Genomic DNA, 17,926 nt, shown 5'->3' on the forward strand with positions numbered 1-17,926 from the left:
TCTAAAAATGAAAGAGAAAAAAGGTGTCAGCCTTTGAAAGAAGGCTGACACAAGATTCCGAAAGGAAGAGGAAACCCGTACTGGTGAAGATACACCGGGCGGCACGTATTTAGGTCAATCGATCTAGTCAGGACAAATAATAAGGGGGTGAGTTCACTTACCCCAAATAACGTGAAAGCTAACCAACACACTGTAAAAACGAATGCTTCAAATGATGGCAACGATCGGTTCTGAATGGCTAGCAAAATCCTATAACTATAAGGTGGTGAGCAAAATGGATGCACATCGTTCTACCTACACTGAATCAGCACTACGTGACGCGACTGTCGTCATGGCACCGGAAAGGCTAGGTGCAATGCACCAAACACGTATCAGCTTCGTTAGAACTCTGATTCGTAAAATGGCGCAGCAAGAATGGAAAGTGACGAAACATGAGTGGCAATTAGACGCTCAGGGTTTTGGTCATGTTATCTATAAGCTAGCGACGCCAAACCATGTTTATCATTTGGTTGTTTTCTGCGATGAAATTGCAGATGACGAACGAAATGACCGTGTAATTGCTGAAAAGTGGGACGTAACGTTTGCGCTTGTTCTTGGTGATGTTGATGTCACCCTACTTGAAAGACTTCGTGCGAATGTACCGCTTCAAGAAGCCGGCCGTAATCCTAACAATGTGCTTGTTTTAGCGCGTGCAAACAAAAGTGTACGTGTGTTTGAACACATCGTGAGTCACCTGGCTAAAGGTGTTCAACCAACGCCCAAAGAACTGGCTGAAGTAGGCTACATCCTGCGAACCACTGCCGTTTATGGTAATGGCAAATTTGGAATCGCTGATTTTAAAATCTTAGAGAAAAATGAAGATTTTAATCAGTCGTTTAGCGCGCAAATGTGTGCGGTGTATATGCTGCGTGAGTTCAGCTTAGACTGGGTTCATTACCTAGCCGAACAACAGGGCGGTGAACAAGCGATTACCTTGCATCGAGGATTACAACGTTACCTTGGTGTTGGTAATGCAACTGGTTTAGGCATGGCGCCATACCTTATTAACCACCCTAGTATTGTCGATCAGTGGATGACGACCCGTGAACACGCATTGGCGGACGTGTTGTCCAGTGAGACTAATACGGCGTTGATCGAGCCACTACGTACCTTAGTTAAAAAAGCGATTTGTCATTTAGAACAAGTCGTTACCATCAATGAAACACAACAAGAGCTGAACAAAGCTGCTGTTGATGATTTGAAGCACACAGAACAATCATTAGAAGCTTCTGTCAGCCTGTGCGATACATGGTCGCAGTTAGTCGAGCAATCTAAGCAAATGAGTATGGAAGCCCAAGAAATCCTTATCTCATGTTTGATGGAATTGTACCCAGAATTAGTGGACGCCCATCAAGAGCAAATGAATTGCAGCGAAACACTGTCGCTTCCTAGCGGCAAAAAGATTCAAGACCTTCTGGTTGTACTCGAAGAAAAGTACCGTTGGGCGATCACGACCGACTTTACTAAAGCAGAAAACAACTACTGGTTCTGGTATCGCTCTCAAGACAAAGAAGAGCCAAGGCTCGGAGTTCGAGGCGAAGAGCTGGGTGAAGAGCGTGAACTGCCGTTGGATATTGGTCGTCAAGCTTATCGTTTGTACCATGCTTTGTTGCAATTTGCGCCTGAGCTTTCATTGGCCGAATTCCTTGTTAAACAGCCGCAACACCGTGCAATTGCGCGCCGTGTGTGGACGCTAGGTAACAAGGCGATGGGCGACATTCAAATGAATGTGCTTCACCAAGACTCGCCGCCAATGCACTTACTGCGTTGTAAACTAGCAATGTTTGGTGCGACTAAGTTTGATCCTCGCTCAGATCGCTGGGTACGAGTGACGTTTTTCCAAGGAGCACCACTGCTTGATGAGATTCATCAGGACGAATGGGTGTTCCCACTGTTACCGAGTGAAGCGGAGATGGCTGACTCAAATCAAGTTCCTACACATATCAACGCTCAACATGGAGGTAAATCGTTATGATCGTTTCTCACAATGAACTGGTAGCGGCCGTTAATAAAGCCTTTTTGGGTATGCGTCGTACATGTGGTGAAGCCGATGTGATAGCGAACATGGTGGCAGATTTACAGATGGTTGGCTTGGATGGTGTTCGTCATTTTAATAATGCGAGCAACTTTATGGGGTTAGAAGACGATTGCCCTGTAGACATTCAAGTGCGCAGCGATAACACTGTTGAAGTCGACCTGCACAAGGCGAGCTTAGCGTGTCACCTTCCTGTGGTTATCGATTACGCCATTGAAAAAATGGTCGGTAAAAAGACGCTGAAAATTGAGTTAAATAATTGCCACAACCGTTGGTTGGCGTACAGTGAGCTTGTAAAGTTAGCTGCGAAAGGTATTGCGTGCATGGCACGTTGGGATAACGGCTCTAACCCTAAGAGCACTTTGTATGTGCTTAACCGTGGTTGCGTTGCTCCAGAACTGTTTTTATCAGATTTGCCACTGGCATCGTACGAACATATCCACAATATGACCATCGAACTTTCCGTCCAGGATTTCGATATCGAACGTTTGTCAGATGGCTACCAAACACACATTGAATCAGAAGCGCTTTTTAAAACTCAAGAGAAAGCGTGGAACGATGGCATTGAAGTTGATGATGGGGAGTGGGCGGCACTGAAAGAGACCGCTACCGCAATCCTAGTTCAGAGCAGCGAACGCTCGACTCAAGGTGCCGGTGAACTGACGGCTTCGTAGTCGCTAGATTTAATAGGTTCATTAGAACTAACAGGTTCGATAGATTAACAGCGAGTAAGCTAGTTAGTTAGTTAGTTAGTTTATCAAAACAGATAAACCCAAAGAGCTTAACGTATCCTCACCTCGTTAAGCTCTTTTTATTTGTCCCTCTTTTTTTGCTTCACTCTTTTGATCTCTCGCTGGATTTACCTATTCTAAATTGACTGTTTTGACACACGTTGTTACCCGTTGAGAGGTAATTGAACAATTAAACGAAGCACCTTCACATTCATGTTAAACAAACGGTTTCTTTTACAAGCCACTATGCGTATCTTGCTAATTCTAGGTGCCAACGGGCGCCGTTTTTATTCGTACCGATGACATTAGAATCAGATAAAAAAGGAATGAAGCGTGCAAGCTAACTTTATTGATGGAACCACCCTGTATCGTCAGCACTCTTTTGAGTTGCCACTCGACTATCAAGCCAAAGATGGACAACAGATCCAAGTCTTCGCACGTGAACTGGTTGATCTTGCTAAAGATGCGCAAGAACTGCCGTGGCTGATCTACTTTCAGGGCGGCCCAGGCTTTCCATCTCCACGAGTGAGCGGTCAATCAGGTTGGCTAAAGCGTGCATTACAAAACTATCGTGTTCTGCTTCTGGACCAGCGTGGTACAGGCAACAGCACGGTGATCAGCCATGAAACGTTGGCCCTTCAGTCTCCAGAACAACAAGTTGAGTACTTAACGCATTTCAGAGCGGATAACATCGTTCGTGACGCTGAAGCGATTCGTGAACAGTTTGGTGTTAAGCAATGGTCGACGATTGGTCAAAGCTTTGGTGGCTTCTGTACACTGAGCTATTTGTCACTGTTCCCACAGAGCTTGCAGCGTTGTTATGTGACGGGCGGCATTCCTTCTATTGAACGAGAAGCTGACGATGTTTATCGTGCGACTTACAAGCGTGTAGAAGACAAAAACAGAGCTTTCTTTGCTCAGTTCCCACATGCACAAGCTATGTGTCGCGAGATCTCTGATTACCTGCTCAACAACGATGTGAGACTGCCAAACGGTCAGGTGTTTACAGTTGAACAGTTCCAGTTGATCGGCATTAATCTTGGTGGCGGCGAAGCAAACCTTCCGATGTACTTCACACTAGAGAGTGCGTTTGTTGAAGTGAATGGTCAAAAACAGTTGAGCTATAGCTTCTTAAATCAAATGCAGCAAGAGCAGGGCTACCTAACGAACCCAATCTACGCGATTTTGCATGAATCGATTTACTGCCAAGGTGCAGCGTCTAACTGGTCTGCACATCGAGTTCGTGAACAGTACTCACACTTTAACTACCAAACGGGTAGCGAGTTCTGGTTTACCGGAGAAATGGTGTACCCATGGATGTTCGACCAACTAGAAACGCTGAAGCCATTACGTGAAGCGGCAAACATGTTGGCCGAGAAGTCGGATTGGGGTTCTTTGTATAACGCAGAGCAACTGAGCAAGAATACGGTTCCGATGGCATGTGCGGTTTATGCGGATGATATGTATGTAGAGCTGGATTACAGCCGTGAAACACTGGCGAATATTCCAAATTCGAAAGCGTGGATCACTAACGAGTATGAACACAATGGCTTGAGAGTCGATGGTGAACGAATTGTAGATAAATTAATGACGATGGTCGAAGCGTTAGAGAACCTGCCAAAATAGTCAAACTCTCTGCGTAGGTTATCTACGTTAGAAGCTATCGATGTTAGAAGCTCTCTACGTTAGAGACAAGATACGCTAGAAACAAGAAAACGCTGCATTCGTGCAGCGTTTTTTTATGTCATCAAACTCTGTTTTACTCAGTATCGTATTGATTACTAAAGCGAGTAAAACAGAGAGTTTAAGAACCGGGAGGGATAGTTCCTAAACTCATTATGGTTGGATGACGATATCTTGATTTTCAGTAGTCGATAAGCTGGCGCGGTTCTGTTCGATAAGTTGAGCCGCATAAGAGGGAGTCACAGCTTGAACTTCGCCCTTGGAACGAATAGTTAGTGCTTCCCACGCATGATCACGGTATTTGCCTGTTTGTGTATATTCAATAAGTACTCTCATGATTCTTCAATCCGATGTGTGGTTAACGTGCTACTAACATTAGCGCCATTGTTGAGGTTGCACACCTGTTAAAAATGGAACATAAGATTAACCAAATGAGAATGCGTGTAACTTGAAAAACAGAACTTATTGAACTGATCTTAACTAACAGTATTTATCGTACCTAACTGCATTCATCGTAACCAACGGTACTTATCGTAAATGGCATCCATAAAAAACGCTGCACAGTGGCAGCGTTAAAGTTGAGAGCGGTTGAAGATTACTTAGCTGTTTTCTAAGCCAACAATCTTGCGTGCAGACATCACTGCGCTATCCAAATCGGTCAATCTACCAGCACTTGCTGGACCAAGAACTGATGAATACAAAGCCAACTGCTTCTCAAATGATAAATCTAATTGGTTATATAGATTTTGGCGGATTTGAGCGTGTTGCTGTGGCTTTGCGCTCGACAGACCTTCCAATGTATCGTAGATGAGTGTAGTTGTATCCATATCTGTCCTCTGCTGCACCTTTATAAAATTTTGCGTATTATGCACCTGGTACTGTATTTGTTCTGCGAGATTGATCGCATTGTGTGCAGCTCTGCTTAATTGTGTAATCAGTTAGTTATAATTGTGTTGTGGTCTCAATCGTTGAGAGTGTCGGCTTGATAACAAAGAAAAGGAGACACGCTGGTCTCCTTTTAATTGATTAAGCCGTGATAGAAGTAACGTATTGTGGCTGCTTACCGAGTAAATTGAATACGTACAGAACCTAGCGAATGTTAATGTTCTTGTCTCGACTTTCGTACATTTCAGGTGTGGTGTGTAACCCTCCAGCGTAACCTGCAGCTTCAAGAGTTTCTCTTACCTCTCGAACGTGCTCTGCCGTTACTGGTTCCTCTCTATCTCCAAGGTGCAATCGCACGAAGGTGATCAACTCAGCCAATCTTTGATCCGACAGCACATCTTCAAAGCTTGCCATTGGCATGAAGTTTCTGTCTTTGTCGAGATAGGTGGGTTGCAGGCCACGCACGGTTACTGCGATGGTGTTGAATGGATCGCTGTGCATGATGATGCCGTTATTCAACAGAGTAGGGGCGATAGGGTCACGTCCCTTACCATCGTCACCATGACAGGCTCCACATGTCTGGCGATAAGTGGTGTAAATGTCAGTCGCGTAAGAGTCTTCGTCAAACCCTTTGGGCTGCAACGGAACGGCGTCACTGCTGATGGTGTTGTTGATGTCACCACTGAGTAGGTAATAGGACATCGACTCGATATCTTCACGCGTCATCAAGCTTAGGCTGTTTTTTACTACGTCTGCCATGCCCGCAAAAGCAGTCCCTTTGTCTGAGTGACCCGTGTGTAAGAAATCGGTCAGTGTCGCTTCATCCCAACCATCGACATACAGCTCGTTGGCCGTGATATCGGGCGCATTCCAACCGTCAATCAAGTTACCTTGGAAAATACGTTCGGGTATCAGCGCTTGAGCAATGTTTCGAGGGGTATGGCACTCAGAGCAGTGTCCAAGGCCAGCCACCCAATATTTCCCTTGCTGCCATTTCTCAACGTTTTCGACTTCCGTTTTAAGCTCTTCGGGCACTTGATAGTCAATCGGGTCGGTATCCATGAACACAATGTTCCACCCGAGCAGACCTAGACGTATATTCGATGGGAACATCATGCTGTTGTCGTCATTGCGGCGAGGCACCGCGGTGATTGACTGCATGTATTCCCACAAATCGAGCATGTCTTGGTCTGTGAGGTATTGATAAGAGGTGTAAGGCATTGCAGGGTACAGGTAACCATTCTTACCTTTACCTGCAACTAACGCGGCTCGGAAATCATCAAAATTATAAGTACCAATACCTTCTGTTGTGTGGGGCGTAATATTTGTTGAATAGACGGTGCCGAAAGGGGTCACAAAAGGAAGCCCGCCAGCAAAGGGTTCGCCACCTTCTGCACTATGACACGCGACACAGTCACCGGCATAAGCGAGGTATTCACCACGCTCAACAGACTGAGCTTCTAGGTTCGCGAGTCTTTGCTGCTGCACTGAGCTCGCATGTCTAATGTAAGCACCCAGTGCGAGTATCTCATTCTCCGTAAGCTGTTTATCAAACGCAGGCATCAGGTTGTTCAAGCCTTTGTTGATAGTGTGTTGTATCTCTTCAATACTCCCTCCGTGCAGCCAGATATCATCTGAAAGATCAGGGACGCCGATCGCCGGATTCGCGACAGAACCATCGGCGTGACAAGATGAACAATATTTTGCAAACAGCTCTTTGCCGACTTTAACTTTTACTTCTGGAACATCGGTATGGCGTTGATTGAGCGAAGCTAAGTAGTAAGAAACCTTAGCCACTTCATCGGGGCGCATTATCTCGCTCCAACCCGGCATCGCGCCATTTCGCCCTTTGGCGATCGAATGAATGATCGCTTCATCACTACCACCATATAGCCATTCTTGGTCAATAAGGTTAGGGAAGTGTTTCTGACCTTGAGCGTTGTCGCGGTGACAAGCCGCGCAGTGAGTTTGGAACAAGATTTGTCCGCTGTTTACTATTTCGGGTATGCCAGACAATCCTTCGAGGGTGTTTTCCGTTGTTTGAGAGAATTGCTCGTTTAACGTTGTGCTGGGTGAGCTGAGTTTGTCGTCACTTTGCTTCCAATCGACTAACCCTTCCCATTCACCAAGCCCGGGGTAGAGCACCAAATAGCCAGCAGACAATAGAAAGGCAATAGCATAGCTAACAAAGAGTAGTTTTGGCGGTGGCGCATCTTTTTCTTCAATGCCATCAAAAGTGCCAAGGGTGTGGTCTTGATCGGCTTGGTGATTGCTACGCCAATATTTAACGATAACAGACACCATAAGAACGAAGAAGATTAAGGTTAAAATTACCGCCCATAGATTCCAAAATGCACTCATTGTGATACCTCCTGTGACGTATCTTTACCAAGGCTTTGTAGATAGCGGATCAGAGCTTCACCTTTGGTTTTTCCTCTTACTTGTAATCTGGCGTCACCTATTTCTTGGTCAGTATAAGGAACGCCAAGTATGCGGAGGGTTTCCATTTTGTCGCTTATGTCGTCGCCTGACAGAGTCTGTTCAAATAACCAAGGGTAGGCGGGCATGATCGATGTCGGTACGACTTTTCGAGGGTCAATTAAGTGAATAGCATGCCACTGGTCAGAATACTTTCTCCCTAAATTAGTGAGGTCCGGACCCGTGCGCTTAGAACCCCACAAGTTAGGAAATTCGTAGATGTCGTCTGCTTCTTTGTTGGGACGACCATTACGTTTCACTTCTGGTTCTAGAGGGCGAACCATTTGGGTGTGACACACATGACAGCCTTCACTTATGTATATGTCTCGGCCTGCTAACTCTATCGGTGTGAGTGGCATCGCTAAGCTGCCTTTGGCAATGTCGTCTCCGCGGACAATACTAGGCACTACCCAAACCAACAGAGAGAAGGAAGCGACGACAACGGTGGTCAAAATTAAAATGACGATTGAATGTGTAAAGTCTTTACTCATCATTTAAGCCCCCTCATTAACGGCGTGTTTAGCGTTATGTACAACTGGCATACGAACGGTTTTAAATAAGTTAAATGCCATTAGGAATAAACCCAGAACAAACAGCGCACCACCAAAGAATCGTAAGAACAACCAAGGTGCTTTAAAGTCCATAGCCTCTACAAAACTGTATATCAGTTCGCCATTTTCATTTTGAGCAAGCCACATATAACCTTCACCGATACCCGCGACCCAAAGCGCAATCGCATAAATGGCGACGCCAGCATGAGCAAGCCAGAAGTGCCACTTAATCAATCGTCGTGACCAAAGTTCGGTTTGGCCCCATAAGCGTGGAATGAAGTAGTAAAAAACCGCTATCCCTGACATTCCAACCCACCCGAGTGCTGCGGAATGTACGTGGCCGATTATCCATTCGGTGTTGTGTGCCACCATGTTGAACCAGCGAATAGCAAGTAACGGACCTTCGAATGTTGCCAAGCAGTAGTAAAGAATTGCTGAGAAAAAGAATAAAAGAATGTAGTCGGACTTCAGCTTTTCTTTGTTTTGTAGAAGGGTCATTGCGCTATTGAAAGCGCCAGCCCAGGAAGGGAGCCACAGGATCAATGACATCACGATCCCGATGTTCTGAATCCAGATGGGAACGGAAGAGTAGACTAAGTGGTGCGTTCCGGCCCAAGTGTAAAAGCCGACCAAGCCCCAGAAATGGATCACAGACAAACGGTATGAGTAGATAGGTCGGTCCGCCGCTTTTGGTATGAAATAGTAGTTCATACCAATCACACCAGCGGTCAGTAAGAAACCAACGGCATTATGTCCCCACCACCATTGAACAATCGCATCTTGAGCACCTGCGAATACAGAGTAGGACTTCATGGCAGAGACCGGCATCGCAAGATTGTTCACAATGAAAATCATGGCAACAACGATAATGAAAGCAGCAAAAAACCAGTTAGCCACAAAGATATGGCTAACTTTCCGCTTGGCAAGGGTGCCAAAGAACAACACTGCATAGAGCACCCACACCAGTACAATCATTAAGTCGATTGGCCATTCAAGTTCCGCATACTCTTTTGAGCTGGTGTGGCCCCCAGGCAACGAGATGACCGCGAGTAGTAGAATAAATTGCCATCCCCAAAAGACCATCCACGACAGGCTTTTATTGAACAGTTCGCAATGGCCAGTTCGTTGGGCAATATAGAGTGAAGTCCCCATTAGAATATTCACCACAAACCCATAAATAACGCCTGAGGTATGCAGAGGGCGAAGACGACCAAATTGGAAATATTGAGAATCGAAATTGAGCACAGGCCAATATAATTGAGCGGCGAGGATCACGCCGATGATCATCCCCACAATCGCCCAAATTAAAGAGGCGATGATAAAGTACTTCACAACCTTAATGCTGTACTGCGTTGTCACTTGTTCCATAACAAGGCTCCTTGCCTACAGTTTTGATTTGCTGTCTGTTTTTGAGTCGCTAACTGAACTTGATTCCTTGCCGAGCATTGAATAGAAGTAGGAGATATCTCGGATGTCTTGATCTGAAAGTGTGTCGGCTTGTTGCTGCATGAGAATCGCCAAACCACTGGTTCTTTCCCTTGTCTGATAATCTTTCAGTGAAGATATGAGGTATCCCACTTTTTGACCGCGAAGGTTCGGGTAAGGGTCTTGTGTTGAGATACCATCAACGCCATGACAGGTCATACACACCTTGGCTTTTTGTTTTCCTAACTCGAACTGCTCGTCGTTGGATTCTGCGTAAACTGGATTCATGACAGCCGTCATTAGCAGAATGGAAAGTGCGGTTATGGGGTTAAACTTTAGCTTATTTAATCTCATTACGTATTCCCTTATCGAAGAAAAGAGCGAGTGCTTGATGACCCTCAGAAAACACTCAGCTTGGTGTAAAGGTTATGCATGCATAAGCGTTCTCGCTACTTACTGACTCATATTTATTGTCAATTTTGTTAGTCAGTACGTATTCAGTGGCAAGATTGGATTACTCATTGCCTTTAAAAAGCAGGGATTACTGGTATGAACGCTAATTAAAGTCTTATTTAGATAAGGGGAAGGTATTGTTCGCACCTGGTTACAGGAATGAAACATTATTTGAGAAAGATTCGAACTGCATCATTGAGAAAATAGGCAATGTCTAAGCAAGTCAAATGACCAATATGAACTAGACTCAAATTAGTGACCTTTTAAAATGGAGTTTAAAATGAGAGCTGCACTTCTGTTTATACTTTCACTGTATTCATTTTCTATTTTTGCAGCATCGGAACTGACAATATTCGATCACTTAGGGCAAAAACATCAATTCAGTCGAGAACAGCTGTTATTGCTTCCTCAAAAAGAAATCACCACGTCATTACCTTGGCTGGATGGAGAATTGGTTTATAGTGGTGTGGCCTTACAAACGGTGCTTGAAACTATGGATTTACCCATGGCCTCGCAGGTAACTTTTGTTGCACTAAACGACTATAAAATAGCGGTGCCCAAAGAAGACTTTGACGACTACCAGCCGATCATTGCGATTAAACAAAATGGCCAATTTATGTCAGTCAGAGAAAAAGGCCCGTACTGGTTGATATATCCACTTTCTTCGACTCCAGACATTGATAACACTGACTTCCATGCCAAGATGATCTGGCAGATACGCGATATTCATTTGTAAGGACTTAGTATGAAAAAGCTGTTGTCATTGACTGCAATTAAAGTCGTCGTGTTATCTTTAGCGGCAGTGGTACTCACCATTAATATCTACAGTGTGACCCGCATTAACGATATCAATAAGAGTTTTTCCACCCGACAAAATGAGGCAACGTGGTTCGTTTTTCAATTGGTGAAAGAATACGCCAATTTCTTGATGGTAAGCCGTTCTGAAACTATTGATTATGATGAGTTATGGTTAGCGTACGATATTACGTGGAGCCGGTTTGACATATTAATTAACAGTACTGAGTCCTCCAATTTCATCAAGTCAGCAAACTTTAAACCTTATTTTAGTGCGGAATTTGACAAATTTAAGAGCTTGGAATCCTCAATTAAACTGGTCAGTCAAGGGTTGTTGCCCAAGGAATCTCTGCAGAAAAAAGTCGATATTTGCTACCACACACTCGTCGATTTTATTAATGACAAGTTTCGATTACAAAGCCCTGTGATTGAAGAAAACACCTCAATGGTTGATAACTTGGTTACTGTTCATCGGATCAGTAGCGTTTTTCTTGTTGGCATCTTGTTATTGACTGGGATTATTTTTTATATGGATTTTTCTATTAAAAGAAAGCTCTACTCTACGGATTTTATTACAGGATTTCGCAATCGAATTTCGTTGATGAAATTTGTTAAGAATAGCTACTCGAAGGACAAAAACTTTGATCTCTATTTTGTCCGAATCAGAAATCTTACCGAGATTAATCAAAAATATGGCCTTGAATATGGGGACCTTGTGGTGAGCTCGGCTGCTAAGTCTTTGACCACCAAGATCCCTGAAAGCACCATTTCGTTCCGTAGCAGTGGAAGCCAGTTCTTATTCTTCATTCCTGATCATTTGTACGCGAGTGATGAAATTCAGGACAAGTTTAACGACGTCCTTAGTGATTACATCTCTGCAGGTAACTTAGAGTTAATGATTGACGCCGTAGTGAGGCACAAGAAGAACATAAGCTCTAAAGACATGATGGAACTGTTGACCTCGATGCAAGGCTAAGCTTCTACAAGGTTTGGTCGTGGTTATTAAGTAGTCATGCTTTCGGAATACGACTACTGTTTCTGATTGAGTGCCACAATCCTTTCGTTAGAGCTTGGTTCTAAAAGGGCTTGCTGATCCAGAATAGTCTGCGGATTGTGGTCACGAACAAATTCAATGAACTCAATGTAAGTGAGTGGTTGGCTGAAAAAATAACCCTGTATTAGGTCGCAGTTGGCTTTTTTAAGGTGATGATATTGTTCGAGAGACTCGACACCTTCACCAACAACGAAGGTGTCACAAGAGTGCCCTAAGTTAACCATGGATTCGACCATCTTTCGGTCAGCTTTGTCGTCGACGATATTATCGATAAAGCTTTTATCAATTTTAAGCTCATCGACAGGGTAGTGAAGAAGTTGGTTAAAAGCTGTATAGCCTGTACCGAAATCGTCAAGAGACACTTTTAAACCTAAGCTCCTGATACTTTCGATAGTCTGCACTGTAAGTTTACTGCTTTTAACGTAACTGGTTTCGGTAATTTCTATAATGATGTTGGCTGGTGGTACTTGATAACGCTCGATTACCTTTCGAATATTGTCGGCAAAGTTACGATTGTAAAGTTCCATCGCTGAGATATTTATTGATAAGCTACCTGTGTACTTGTGAATTTCAGAGAGCTCTTTATAGCTTTTTATTGCGGTACTAATGACCCACATGTCGAGTTTGGATATTAGATTGCTCCTCTCCGCGACTGGAATGAACTCATCTGGACCCGCTTTAATGTCAAACAGTGCAGGGCAGCGAATGAGACATTCAGCGCCATCGATTTGCAGGGTCTGAGCATTGAAGATGGGCATAAAGCGAAGTTCAAAGTTGTCGCTTTCACAACATTCCAATAGCCTTTTTTCGATAACGTCATGTCTTTCTAGTGAATGAAGTAGTTCTTCTCCGTAAACGATTCGGCTTTCTCCATCACTGTGCGCTTTGGCATTAATCAGCATCTCATCGATGCATCGGTGCCATATCTCCTCGAACTTAGGGGTATCGACGGGTAGTACACCTGTTGCAATTGAAAGCCTGAATCCGTAGTAATCTAGGAAAGTCGTACCCGTTAGGGTGTTGTTAATGTTCTCAATTTCTTCGTTTATTGATTGGTGCTCACCCATTTCCAATATGGCAATGAATTGGTTTCCTCCTAGCCTTGCAACTGAATAGTCGCTGCAACTGAAGCCGAAAGAGGATTGTTGATTCTGCAGGGTTTCTCTTAGTGTTTTGGCCAGACTAACGAGTACATTGTCACCTACTTTTGCACCATATAAGTCATTGATTTTACGGAAATCGATAATGTCCCAGCAAACCAGATAGCAATGAGGACTTATCGAGCTTTTTAGACGCACATCGAGGTGTCGGATGAACGAGCGTCGGTTGGCTAATTTGGTTAATTGATCAAATTCAGCTTCGAATTTCAATTCTGTTAATGAATCAATGTAGGCGTTTTTTAGACCATCAATTTCACTGTGCCCGGATGAACGTTTGAAATACCTCAGTTTAAGTCCGCCAATGGATATCTCGTGTAGTAGATCTTTGAGTGGACGTACTAATTGGTAGCGCACCACCATGTGTACGATGAGCATAATAATGAATAGTGTCGTCAAACCGCCAAGTAAGGTCTGCTGAGCTATGATAGATTTTTCCTGATTGAATTTTTTTTCGCGAATATTAACCTGAGCGAGGAAGTGACGGCTGTTCATCTCAACTTTGATTCTGTCTTTGGTTTGTTCAAATGATTTGATAACAAACTGCGTATTCTCTATGTGTGCAGTATTCGATGATGGCTCAATCAGAAGCTGCATATTGTCATCATCGTTGTATTTTATTAGTAAGTTGGATAGTTGTTTTAATGGACCATCTGCAATTAGTATGTATCGATTTAAGCTGTCGTTTGCACGTTTGTCTTGTGGGAGCAAGTAAGGGTCGATTGCAATAACGTAAGCGTATCTAAGTTCACCACTCACAGAGATATATGAGAAGCCTTTATGAGACAGCTCGTTTTTATTGATTAACGAGGTATAGATATCGAAGATTTTTTCATAGATGTTATCGGGGATCTTTAACCCTTCGAAAGGGTCTGCTCGTAACGTAGATAGCGTTAACTGAAACTTAGGATCAACGATATAGATGTTACGTTGACCAAATTGATTAACGTGACTTTGGTTTAAGACACGAAGCACTCTTTTTTCCAGCAGGGACAAGGTTGTGTAGTCACTAGGGTTTTGAATATATCGCAAGAACTGTAGCGATGAACCTATATCTTTTACAAGCAAAGATAGACCAAGTTGCTCGTATTCAGCCGCCACGAGCGCGGTGTTCACATCAGATTGTACTTCGTCTAAGTACATGTGTTTCGCGTGGTTAGAGGCTAAGTGGTAAGTAACCATTCCGCCTATTGCAAATACGAACAATAAAGTAGGAATGAGCACAAAGTAGAGCTTCTTTAATACTGGCATTAATTATCTCAAACTGTCGACAATGCGGTTACGAATTTGAATGCTATTGGGTTCGAGTTGCTGATACAGATAGCTGCGTTCTAAAACCTCTTTGCTAGGGAAAAGCTCCGGATCATTTTGGTACTCTTGCGTTGTTAAGGCTTTTGCTTTTGAGCTTGGAGTTGCAAACCATGAATCCATTGCGTTTTGAGCGGCGATCTCGGGTTGCGACAAGAATGATAGAATCGTTGTTGCTTGTGCAGACAACTCTCCGTTATTAATCGCAGCAATGCACTCTAACCATAACGTTGTGCCTTCTTGAGGTACGATGTAAACCCAAGAGGCATCAGGCTCCAAATCATTGAGTACATAACTGTCACCAGAATAACCGTAGGCAAGGTCGATGTTAGCAAGACGTTCGGGTTGGCGAATATAGTCGATGACGTATTCGTTGCTTTCTAGGTGTGGCTTTTGAGCTTGCAGGGTTTTATAGGCAACGCGAAGTTCCTGCTCATTATTGGTGAATGGATCAAATTGATTTGCTAACAGTGCAGTACTCACCAAATCCGTAGGTTCGTAATACATACTTATGCGGCCACTGCTGTTCGTGTCTGGTTCGAGAATAGCGTTCCAAGAGGTGGGAGCGTTTAGTTTGTCACTGCGATATAAGATTCCCGCAGTCCCCCAAGCGTAGGGAATGCCATACTCGCCACATCCTTCAACCCACCGTGAATCTATGTTACCAGCAATGGATTGTTGTAACTTACTGAGATTATGAAACAGGTTCTGCTTGGCTAACGCATTGAGCTTTACACTTTCTATAATGACTAGCTCAAATGCGCCACGACGTTCGCTTAATAGCACTTCATCTCTGATCGACTCATCAGAAAAAAACTGCTGTTTCAAAGAAATGCCGTACGTGTCACTTAGTTGGGTCACGACACTATTGGATAGAAATTCATCCCAATTGTAGAGATAAATATCATTTTGTTGGCTAAACGCTGTGCCAGTTAAAAAGGATGATGACGCAAGAACTGAAACATAAAATGCTTTCACTGACGGATTCCTTTCCTACTTTGCTTAACTAAATCGTAGCCCAAATTTTGCGACATAGCTCAAATTTAGGTCTCTAATTTCAGTTCAACCTAACGCAATGCATCTAGGTGTGAAAATCCTATGACCTAATTGGAACTAAAAGTAAGCTTTGAGCACAAAATCACTATGTTAAATCAAGGGGATATCAACCTTTGACCGACGAACGCCTGAATAAGTGCACGAATGACTCATCTACTTCTGATTTGGCACGACGAAAACACGGGATTTGTTTGATTATTAGGCTGCTAGTAAATATATATTCATCTACTTGAGCATTTTTTCGTTAGTTATGCAATAGTAGGGCATTAATTGAACGATAGGAGGTTGGTTTATGGATGCAGGTTTAGTTGGGATTTTTGTTACCGTGGCGATTGCTCACTTTTTGGCGCTATTGAGCCCCGGACCAGATTTTGTGATTGTGGTAAAGAGTGCTGTTAAAAATAAGGGTAGAAAAGCACTCGGCGTTGCATTCGGTATTGCCAGTGCCAATGCAGTCTATATTGGTTTGTGTCTTATTGGGGTCGGTTCTATTTTGGCAGCTTCGGTTTCAGTGATGATCGCTTTAAAAATTATTGGCGGTTTGTTTCTGGTGTACCTTGCAGTTCAAGCGATAAGAGCGAAAAAATGTAATTACAGTAATATCGATGTTGTCGAAGAAGGTGTCTCCATTCAAACCACTTTTCCTAAAGAATTTGTTACGGGTTTTCTATCGGGAATCCTTAATCCTAAAAACCTTTTGTTCTATTTGAGCTTATTCACGGTTGTACTGAATAATGAGGTGGGTTTCATGTTTAAGCTAGGCCTAGGTATTTGGATGACGGTGGTTGTCTTTATTTGGGATGCGGCGATCATCTTCCTATTATCGACGCCTAAAGTGCGTCAAGAGTTTACGCGCGCTGCTTACTATATTGATAAAGTGACAGGAGTTATGTTGGGTCTGCTTGGCTTGACCATTGTGAAATCTGCTCTGGTACGTCAGTAGATTCAATAAAGTTACCATTGCTGAGTAACCTCACGTTTGTGGCACGATACAATGCCTATGTGCCGCGAATGTGTGCTTGTTTCCTACCAGGGCTGATACGTTTTATCTCTTATCTGCCCGATGTTAAACCCTCAGCTTAATCCACCAATTCTTTTCATAACTGTTTGTTTATCATTCCTTAGTTCTTAAATAAGTATTAATAATGTTGCTGTTGAACACTTGTAGCACGGGGTGTTTGTGCTTATTGTAGGCTGCAATGTCTATTCAATATCAGCGCTAGGAGCCATTGTGAATTTAGAGATATATCAAGTGGATTCGTTCACAACTCAAGCTTTTAAAGGAAACCCTGCAGGGGTTTGTATTTCACAAGAACCTTTAGAAGAGTCGTTGATGTATTCGATTGCTGAAGAGATGGCAGTATCAGAAACGGCATTCTTAGCCCTCAATACGATGACGTTGAAATGGTTCACACCAGAAGTTGAAGTCAAATTATGCGGTCACGGTACGTTAGCAACAGCGCATGTGATGAAGGAAAGAGGGTTAGTCAATGTGGGTGAAGTTGTGACGTTTGATACGCTTTCAGGGGAGCTATCTGCCACAGTTTGTGACTCCACAATCGAGCTTGACTTCCCAAGTACTGTGCTTGATCTTGGATTGGATGCTAATAAAGATTTGCTTGAATATTTAGGGCTGTGTGAAGCCCAAGCCGTGTCATACAGTGAGTTCGATACCAAGCAGTTTATTGAGGTTGTCAGCGAACAAGTTTTATTAGATTTATCACCAAACTTTGATGCTCTAAAGCGTATTAAAGGTCGAGGCGTAGTTGTGACAGCATTGTCGTCGAACTCTGAGCTTGATTTTGTTTCGCGCTATTTTGCGCCGTGGGTGGGTGTTAACGAAGATCCCGTTACGGGTTCAGCGCATTGCGCTCTCACAAAATACTGGTCCGAGAAACTAAACAAAGCGCATTTCAATGCTTACCAAGCGTCGCGCCGCGGTGGGTATGTATCGACAGAGCTATTACCGAATGGTCGTATAAAACTGATAGGGTCTGCAACCACCGTAATCAGTGGTACTTTAAAAGTCTAAACTTCAATATCATTCATAAAACAGCAACGTCATAATTTAAATCTGCTAGGTCACTACTTAAGGAATAATCGTGTCAGCTTTTTATCTTTCTCAGGTATTAGTCGCAATTGCTATTTGTTTCGATCTTCTGTCTTTTCAATTTAAAGAGAGGAAGAAAATCGTCACATGCTTGTTTTTTGCAGGCGTTCTTATTTCTAGTCATTTCATTTTGCTCGAACAATGGACGGCGGCAAGTTTGATGATC

General features: G+C 43.5%; 16 protein-coding genes. 8 read left to right on the plus strand and 8 right to left on the minus strand.

From position 1 onward, the window contains the following. Window positions 1-211: 211 nt before the first annotated feature. From AB4232_RS14435 to AB4232_RS14445, 3 genes are all read left to right on the plus strand, one after another. Complete coding sequence (locus AB4232_RS14435) at window positions 212-2,014, plus strand: hypothetical protein (RefSeq protein WP_372087407.1); 1,803 nt, start codon at window positions 212-214, stop codon at window positions 2,012-2,014. After that, window positions 2,011-2,748 (plus strand): DUF3726 domain-containing protein, encoded by a 738-nt coding sequence (locus AB4232_RS14440; protein ID WP_012600771.1) that lies wholly within the window; start codon window positions 2,011-2,013, stop codon window positions 2,746-2,748. Before AB4232_RS14435 ends, AB4232_RS14440 begins: the two co-directional genes overlap by 4 nt. Before the next feature lie 390 nt (window positions 2,749-3,138). Next, window positions 3,139-4,431, plus strand: coding sequence for an alpha/beta fold hydrolase (locus AB4232_RS14445; protein ID WP_372087408.1), 1,293 nt, complete (start codon window positions 3,139-3,141; stop codon window positions 4,429-4,431). Between the two features lie 210 nt (window positions 4,432-4,641). On the opposite strand, the gene AB4232_RS14450 is transcribed toward AB4232_RS14445, so the two are convergent. From AB4232_RS14450 to AB4232_RS14475, 6 genes are all read right to left on the minus strand, one after another. Beyond that, a complete protein-coding gene (locus tag AB4232_RS14450) occupies window positions 4,642-4,824 on the minus strand; it encodes a hypothetical protein (protein ID WP_017102586.1) in 183 nt (60 codons plus the stop codon). Window positions 4,825-5,087: 263 nt separating this feature from the next. After that, window positions 5,088-5,315 (minus strand): PAS factor family protein, encoded by a 228-nt coding sequence (locus AB4232_RS14455; RefSeq protein ID WP_004730426.1) that lies wholly within the window; start codon window positions 5,313-5,315, stop codon window positions 5,088-5,090. Window positions 5,316-5,577: 262 nt separating this feature from the next. After that, entirely contained in the window at window positions 5,578-7,734 is a 2,157-nt protein-coding gene (locus AB4232_RS14460) for a c-type cytochrome (protein ID WP_372087409.1), read from the minus strand. Continuing rightward, entirely contained in the window at window positions 7,731-8,345 is a 615-nt protein-coding gene (locus tag AB4232_RS14465) for a cbb3-type cytochrome c oxidase subunit II (protein ID WP_009844942.1), read from the minus strand. The genes AB4232_RS14460 and AB4232_RS14465 overlap by 4 nt, the downstream gene beginning before the upstream one ends. After that, window positions 8,346-9,770: a cytochrome-c oxidase, cbb3-type subunit I gene (ccoN, locus tag AB4232_RS14470; RefSeq protein WP_372087410.1), complete on the minus strand. Its 1,425-nt coding sequence runs from the start codon at window positions 9,768-9,770 to the stop codon at window positions 8,346-8,348. It lies immediately after the preceding gene. A gap of 15 nt (window positions 9,771-9,785) precedes the next feature. Further along, window positions 9,786-10,181 (minus strand): cytochrome c, encoded by a 396-nt coding sequence (locus AB4232_RS14475; RefSeq protein ID WP_017099354.1) that lies wholly within the window; start codon window positions 10,179-10,181, stop codon window positions 9,786-9,788. Window positions 10,182-10,548: 367 nt separating this feature from the next. On the opposite strand from AB4232_RS14475, the gene AB4232_RS14480 reads away from it, so the two are divergent. Both AB4232_RS14480 and AB4232_RS14485 read left to right on the plus strand, forming a co-directional pair. Beyond that, window positions 10,549-11,016 carry a hypothetical protein gene (locus AB4232_RS14480; RefSeq protein ID WP_372087411.1) on the plus strand — a complete coding sequence of 156 codons (468 nt, stop codon included), beginning with the start codon at window positions 10,549-10,551 and terminating at the stop codon, window positions 11,014-11,016. A gap of 9 nt (window positions 11,017-11,025) precedes the next feature. Beyond that, window positions 11,026-12,051, plus strand: coding sequence for a diguanylate cyclase domain-containing protein (locus AB4232_RS14485; RefSeq protein WP_004730440.1), 1,026 nt, complete (start codon window positions 11,026-11,028; stop codon window positions 12,049-12,051). A gap of 53 nt (window positions 12,052-12,104) precedes the next feature. On the opposite strand, the gene AB4232_RS14490 is transcribed toward AB4232_RS14485, so the two are convergent. Next, entirely contained in the window at window positions 12,105-14,537 is a 2,433-nt protein-coding gene (locus AB4232_RS14490) for a putative bifunctional diguanylate cyclase/phosphodiesterase (protein ID WP_371706974.1), read from the minus strand. Window positions 14,538-14,540: 3 nt separating this feature from the next. Further along, window positions 14,541-15,572, minus strand: a complete 1,032-nt coding sequence (locus AB4232_RS14495; RefSeq protein WP_017098963.1) for a PotD/PotF family extracellular solute-binding protein — start codon at window positions 15,570-15,572, stop codon at window positions 14,541-14,543. A 370-nt stretch (window positions 15,573-15,942) separates the two neighbouring features. Here AB4232_RS14495 and AB4232_RS14500 point away from each other — a divergent pair, with 370 nt between their 5' ends. From AB4232_RS14500 to AB4232_RS14510, 3 genes are all read left to right on the plus strand, one after another. Continuing rightward, entirely contained in the window at window positions 15,943-16,593 is a 651-nt protein-coding gene (locus AB4232_RS14500) for a LysE family translocator (RefSeq protein ID WP_372087412.1), read from the plus strand. Window positions 16,594-16,881: 288 nt separating this feature from the next. Further along, window positions 16,882-17,682, plus strand: a complete 801-nt coding sequence (locus AB4232_RS14505) for a PhzF family phenazine biosynthesis protein (protein ID WP_372087413.1) — start codon at window positions 16,882-16,884, stop codon at window positions 17,680-17,682. A gap of 70 nt (window positions 17,683-17,752) precedes the next feature. Further along, window positions 17,753-17,926: YgjV family protein (locus AB4232_RS14510; protein ID WP_372087416.1), on the plus strand; the 174-nt coding region annotated here is incomplete at its 3' end.

The sequence above is a fragment of the Vibrio sp. 10N.286.46.A8 genome, assembly GCF_041470165.1.
Taxonomy (GTDB): domain Bacteria; phylum Pseudomonadota; class Gammaproteobacteria; order Enterobacterales; family Vibrionaceae; genus Vibrio; species Vibrio tasmaniensis_A.

Bases quoted from the DNA above. Each gene is read 5' to 3' on its own strand.
- AB4232_RS14485 (WP_004730440.1), top strand. From the start codon at position 11,026: ATGAAAAAGCTGTTGTCATTGACTGCAATTAAAGTCGTCGTGTTATCT.
- AB4232_RS14490 (WP_371706974.1), bottom strand. From the start codon at position 14,537: ATGCCAGTATTAAAGAAGCTCTACTTTGTGCTCATTCCTACTTTATTG.
- AB4232_RS14465 (WP_009844942.1), bottom strand. From the start codon at position 8,345: ATGATGAGTAAAGACTTTACACATTCAATCGTCATTTTAATTTTGACC.
- AB4232_RS14450 (WP_017102586.1), bottom strand. From the start codon at position 4,824: ATGAGAGTACTTATTGAATATACACAAACAGGCAAATACCGTGATCAT.
- AB4232_RS14435 (WP_372087407.1), top strand. From the start codon at position 212: ATGATGGCAACGATCGGTTCTGAATGGCTAGCAAAATCCTATAACTAT.
- AB4232_RS14460 (WP_372087409.1), bottom strand. From the start codon at position 7,734: ATGAGTGCATTTTGGAATCTATGGGCGGTAATTTTAACCTTAATCTTC.
- AB4232_RS14475 (WP_017099354.1), bottom strand. From the start codon at position 10,181: ATGAGATTAAATAAGCTAAAGTTTAACCCCATAACCGCACTTTCCATT.
- AB4232_RS14440 (WP_012600771.1), top strand. From the start codon at position 2,011: ATGATCGTTTCTCACAATGAACTGGTAGCGGCCGTTAATAAAGCCTTT.
- ccoN (WP_372087410.1), bottom strand. From the start codon at position 9,770: ATGGAACAAGTGACAACGCAGTACAGCATTAAGGTTGTGAAGTACTTT.
- AB4232_RS14480 (WP_372087411.1), top strand. From the start codon at position 10,549: ATGGAGTTTAAAATGAGAGCTGCACTTCTGTTTATACTTTCACTGTAT.
- AB4232_RS14455 (WP_004730426.1), bottom strand. From the start codon at position 5,315: ATGGATACAACTACACTCATCTACGATACATTGGAAGGTCTGTCGAGC.
- AB4232_RS14500 (WP_372087412.1), top strand. From the start codon at position 15,943: ATGGATGCAGGTTTAGTTGGGATTTTTGTTACCGTGGCGATTGCTCAC.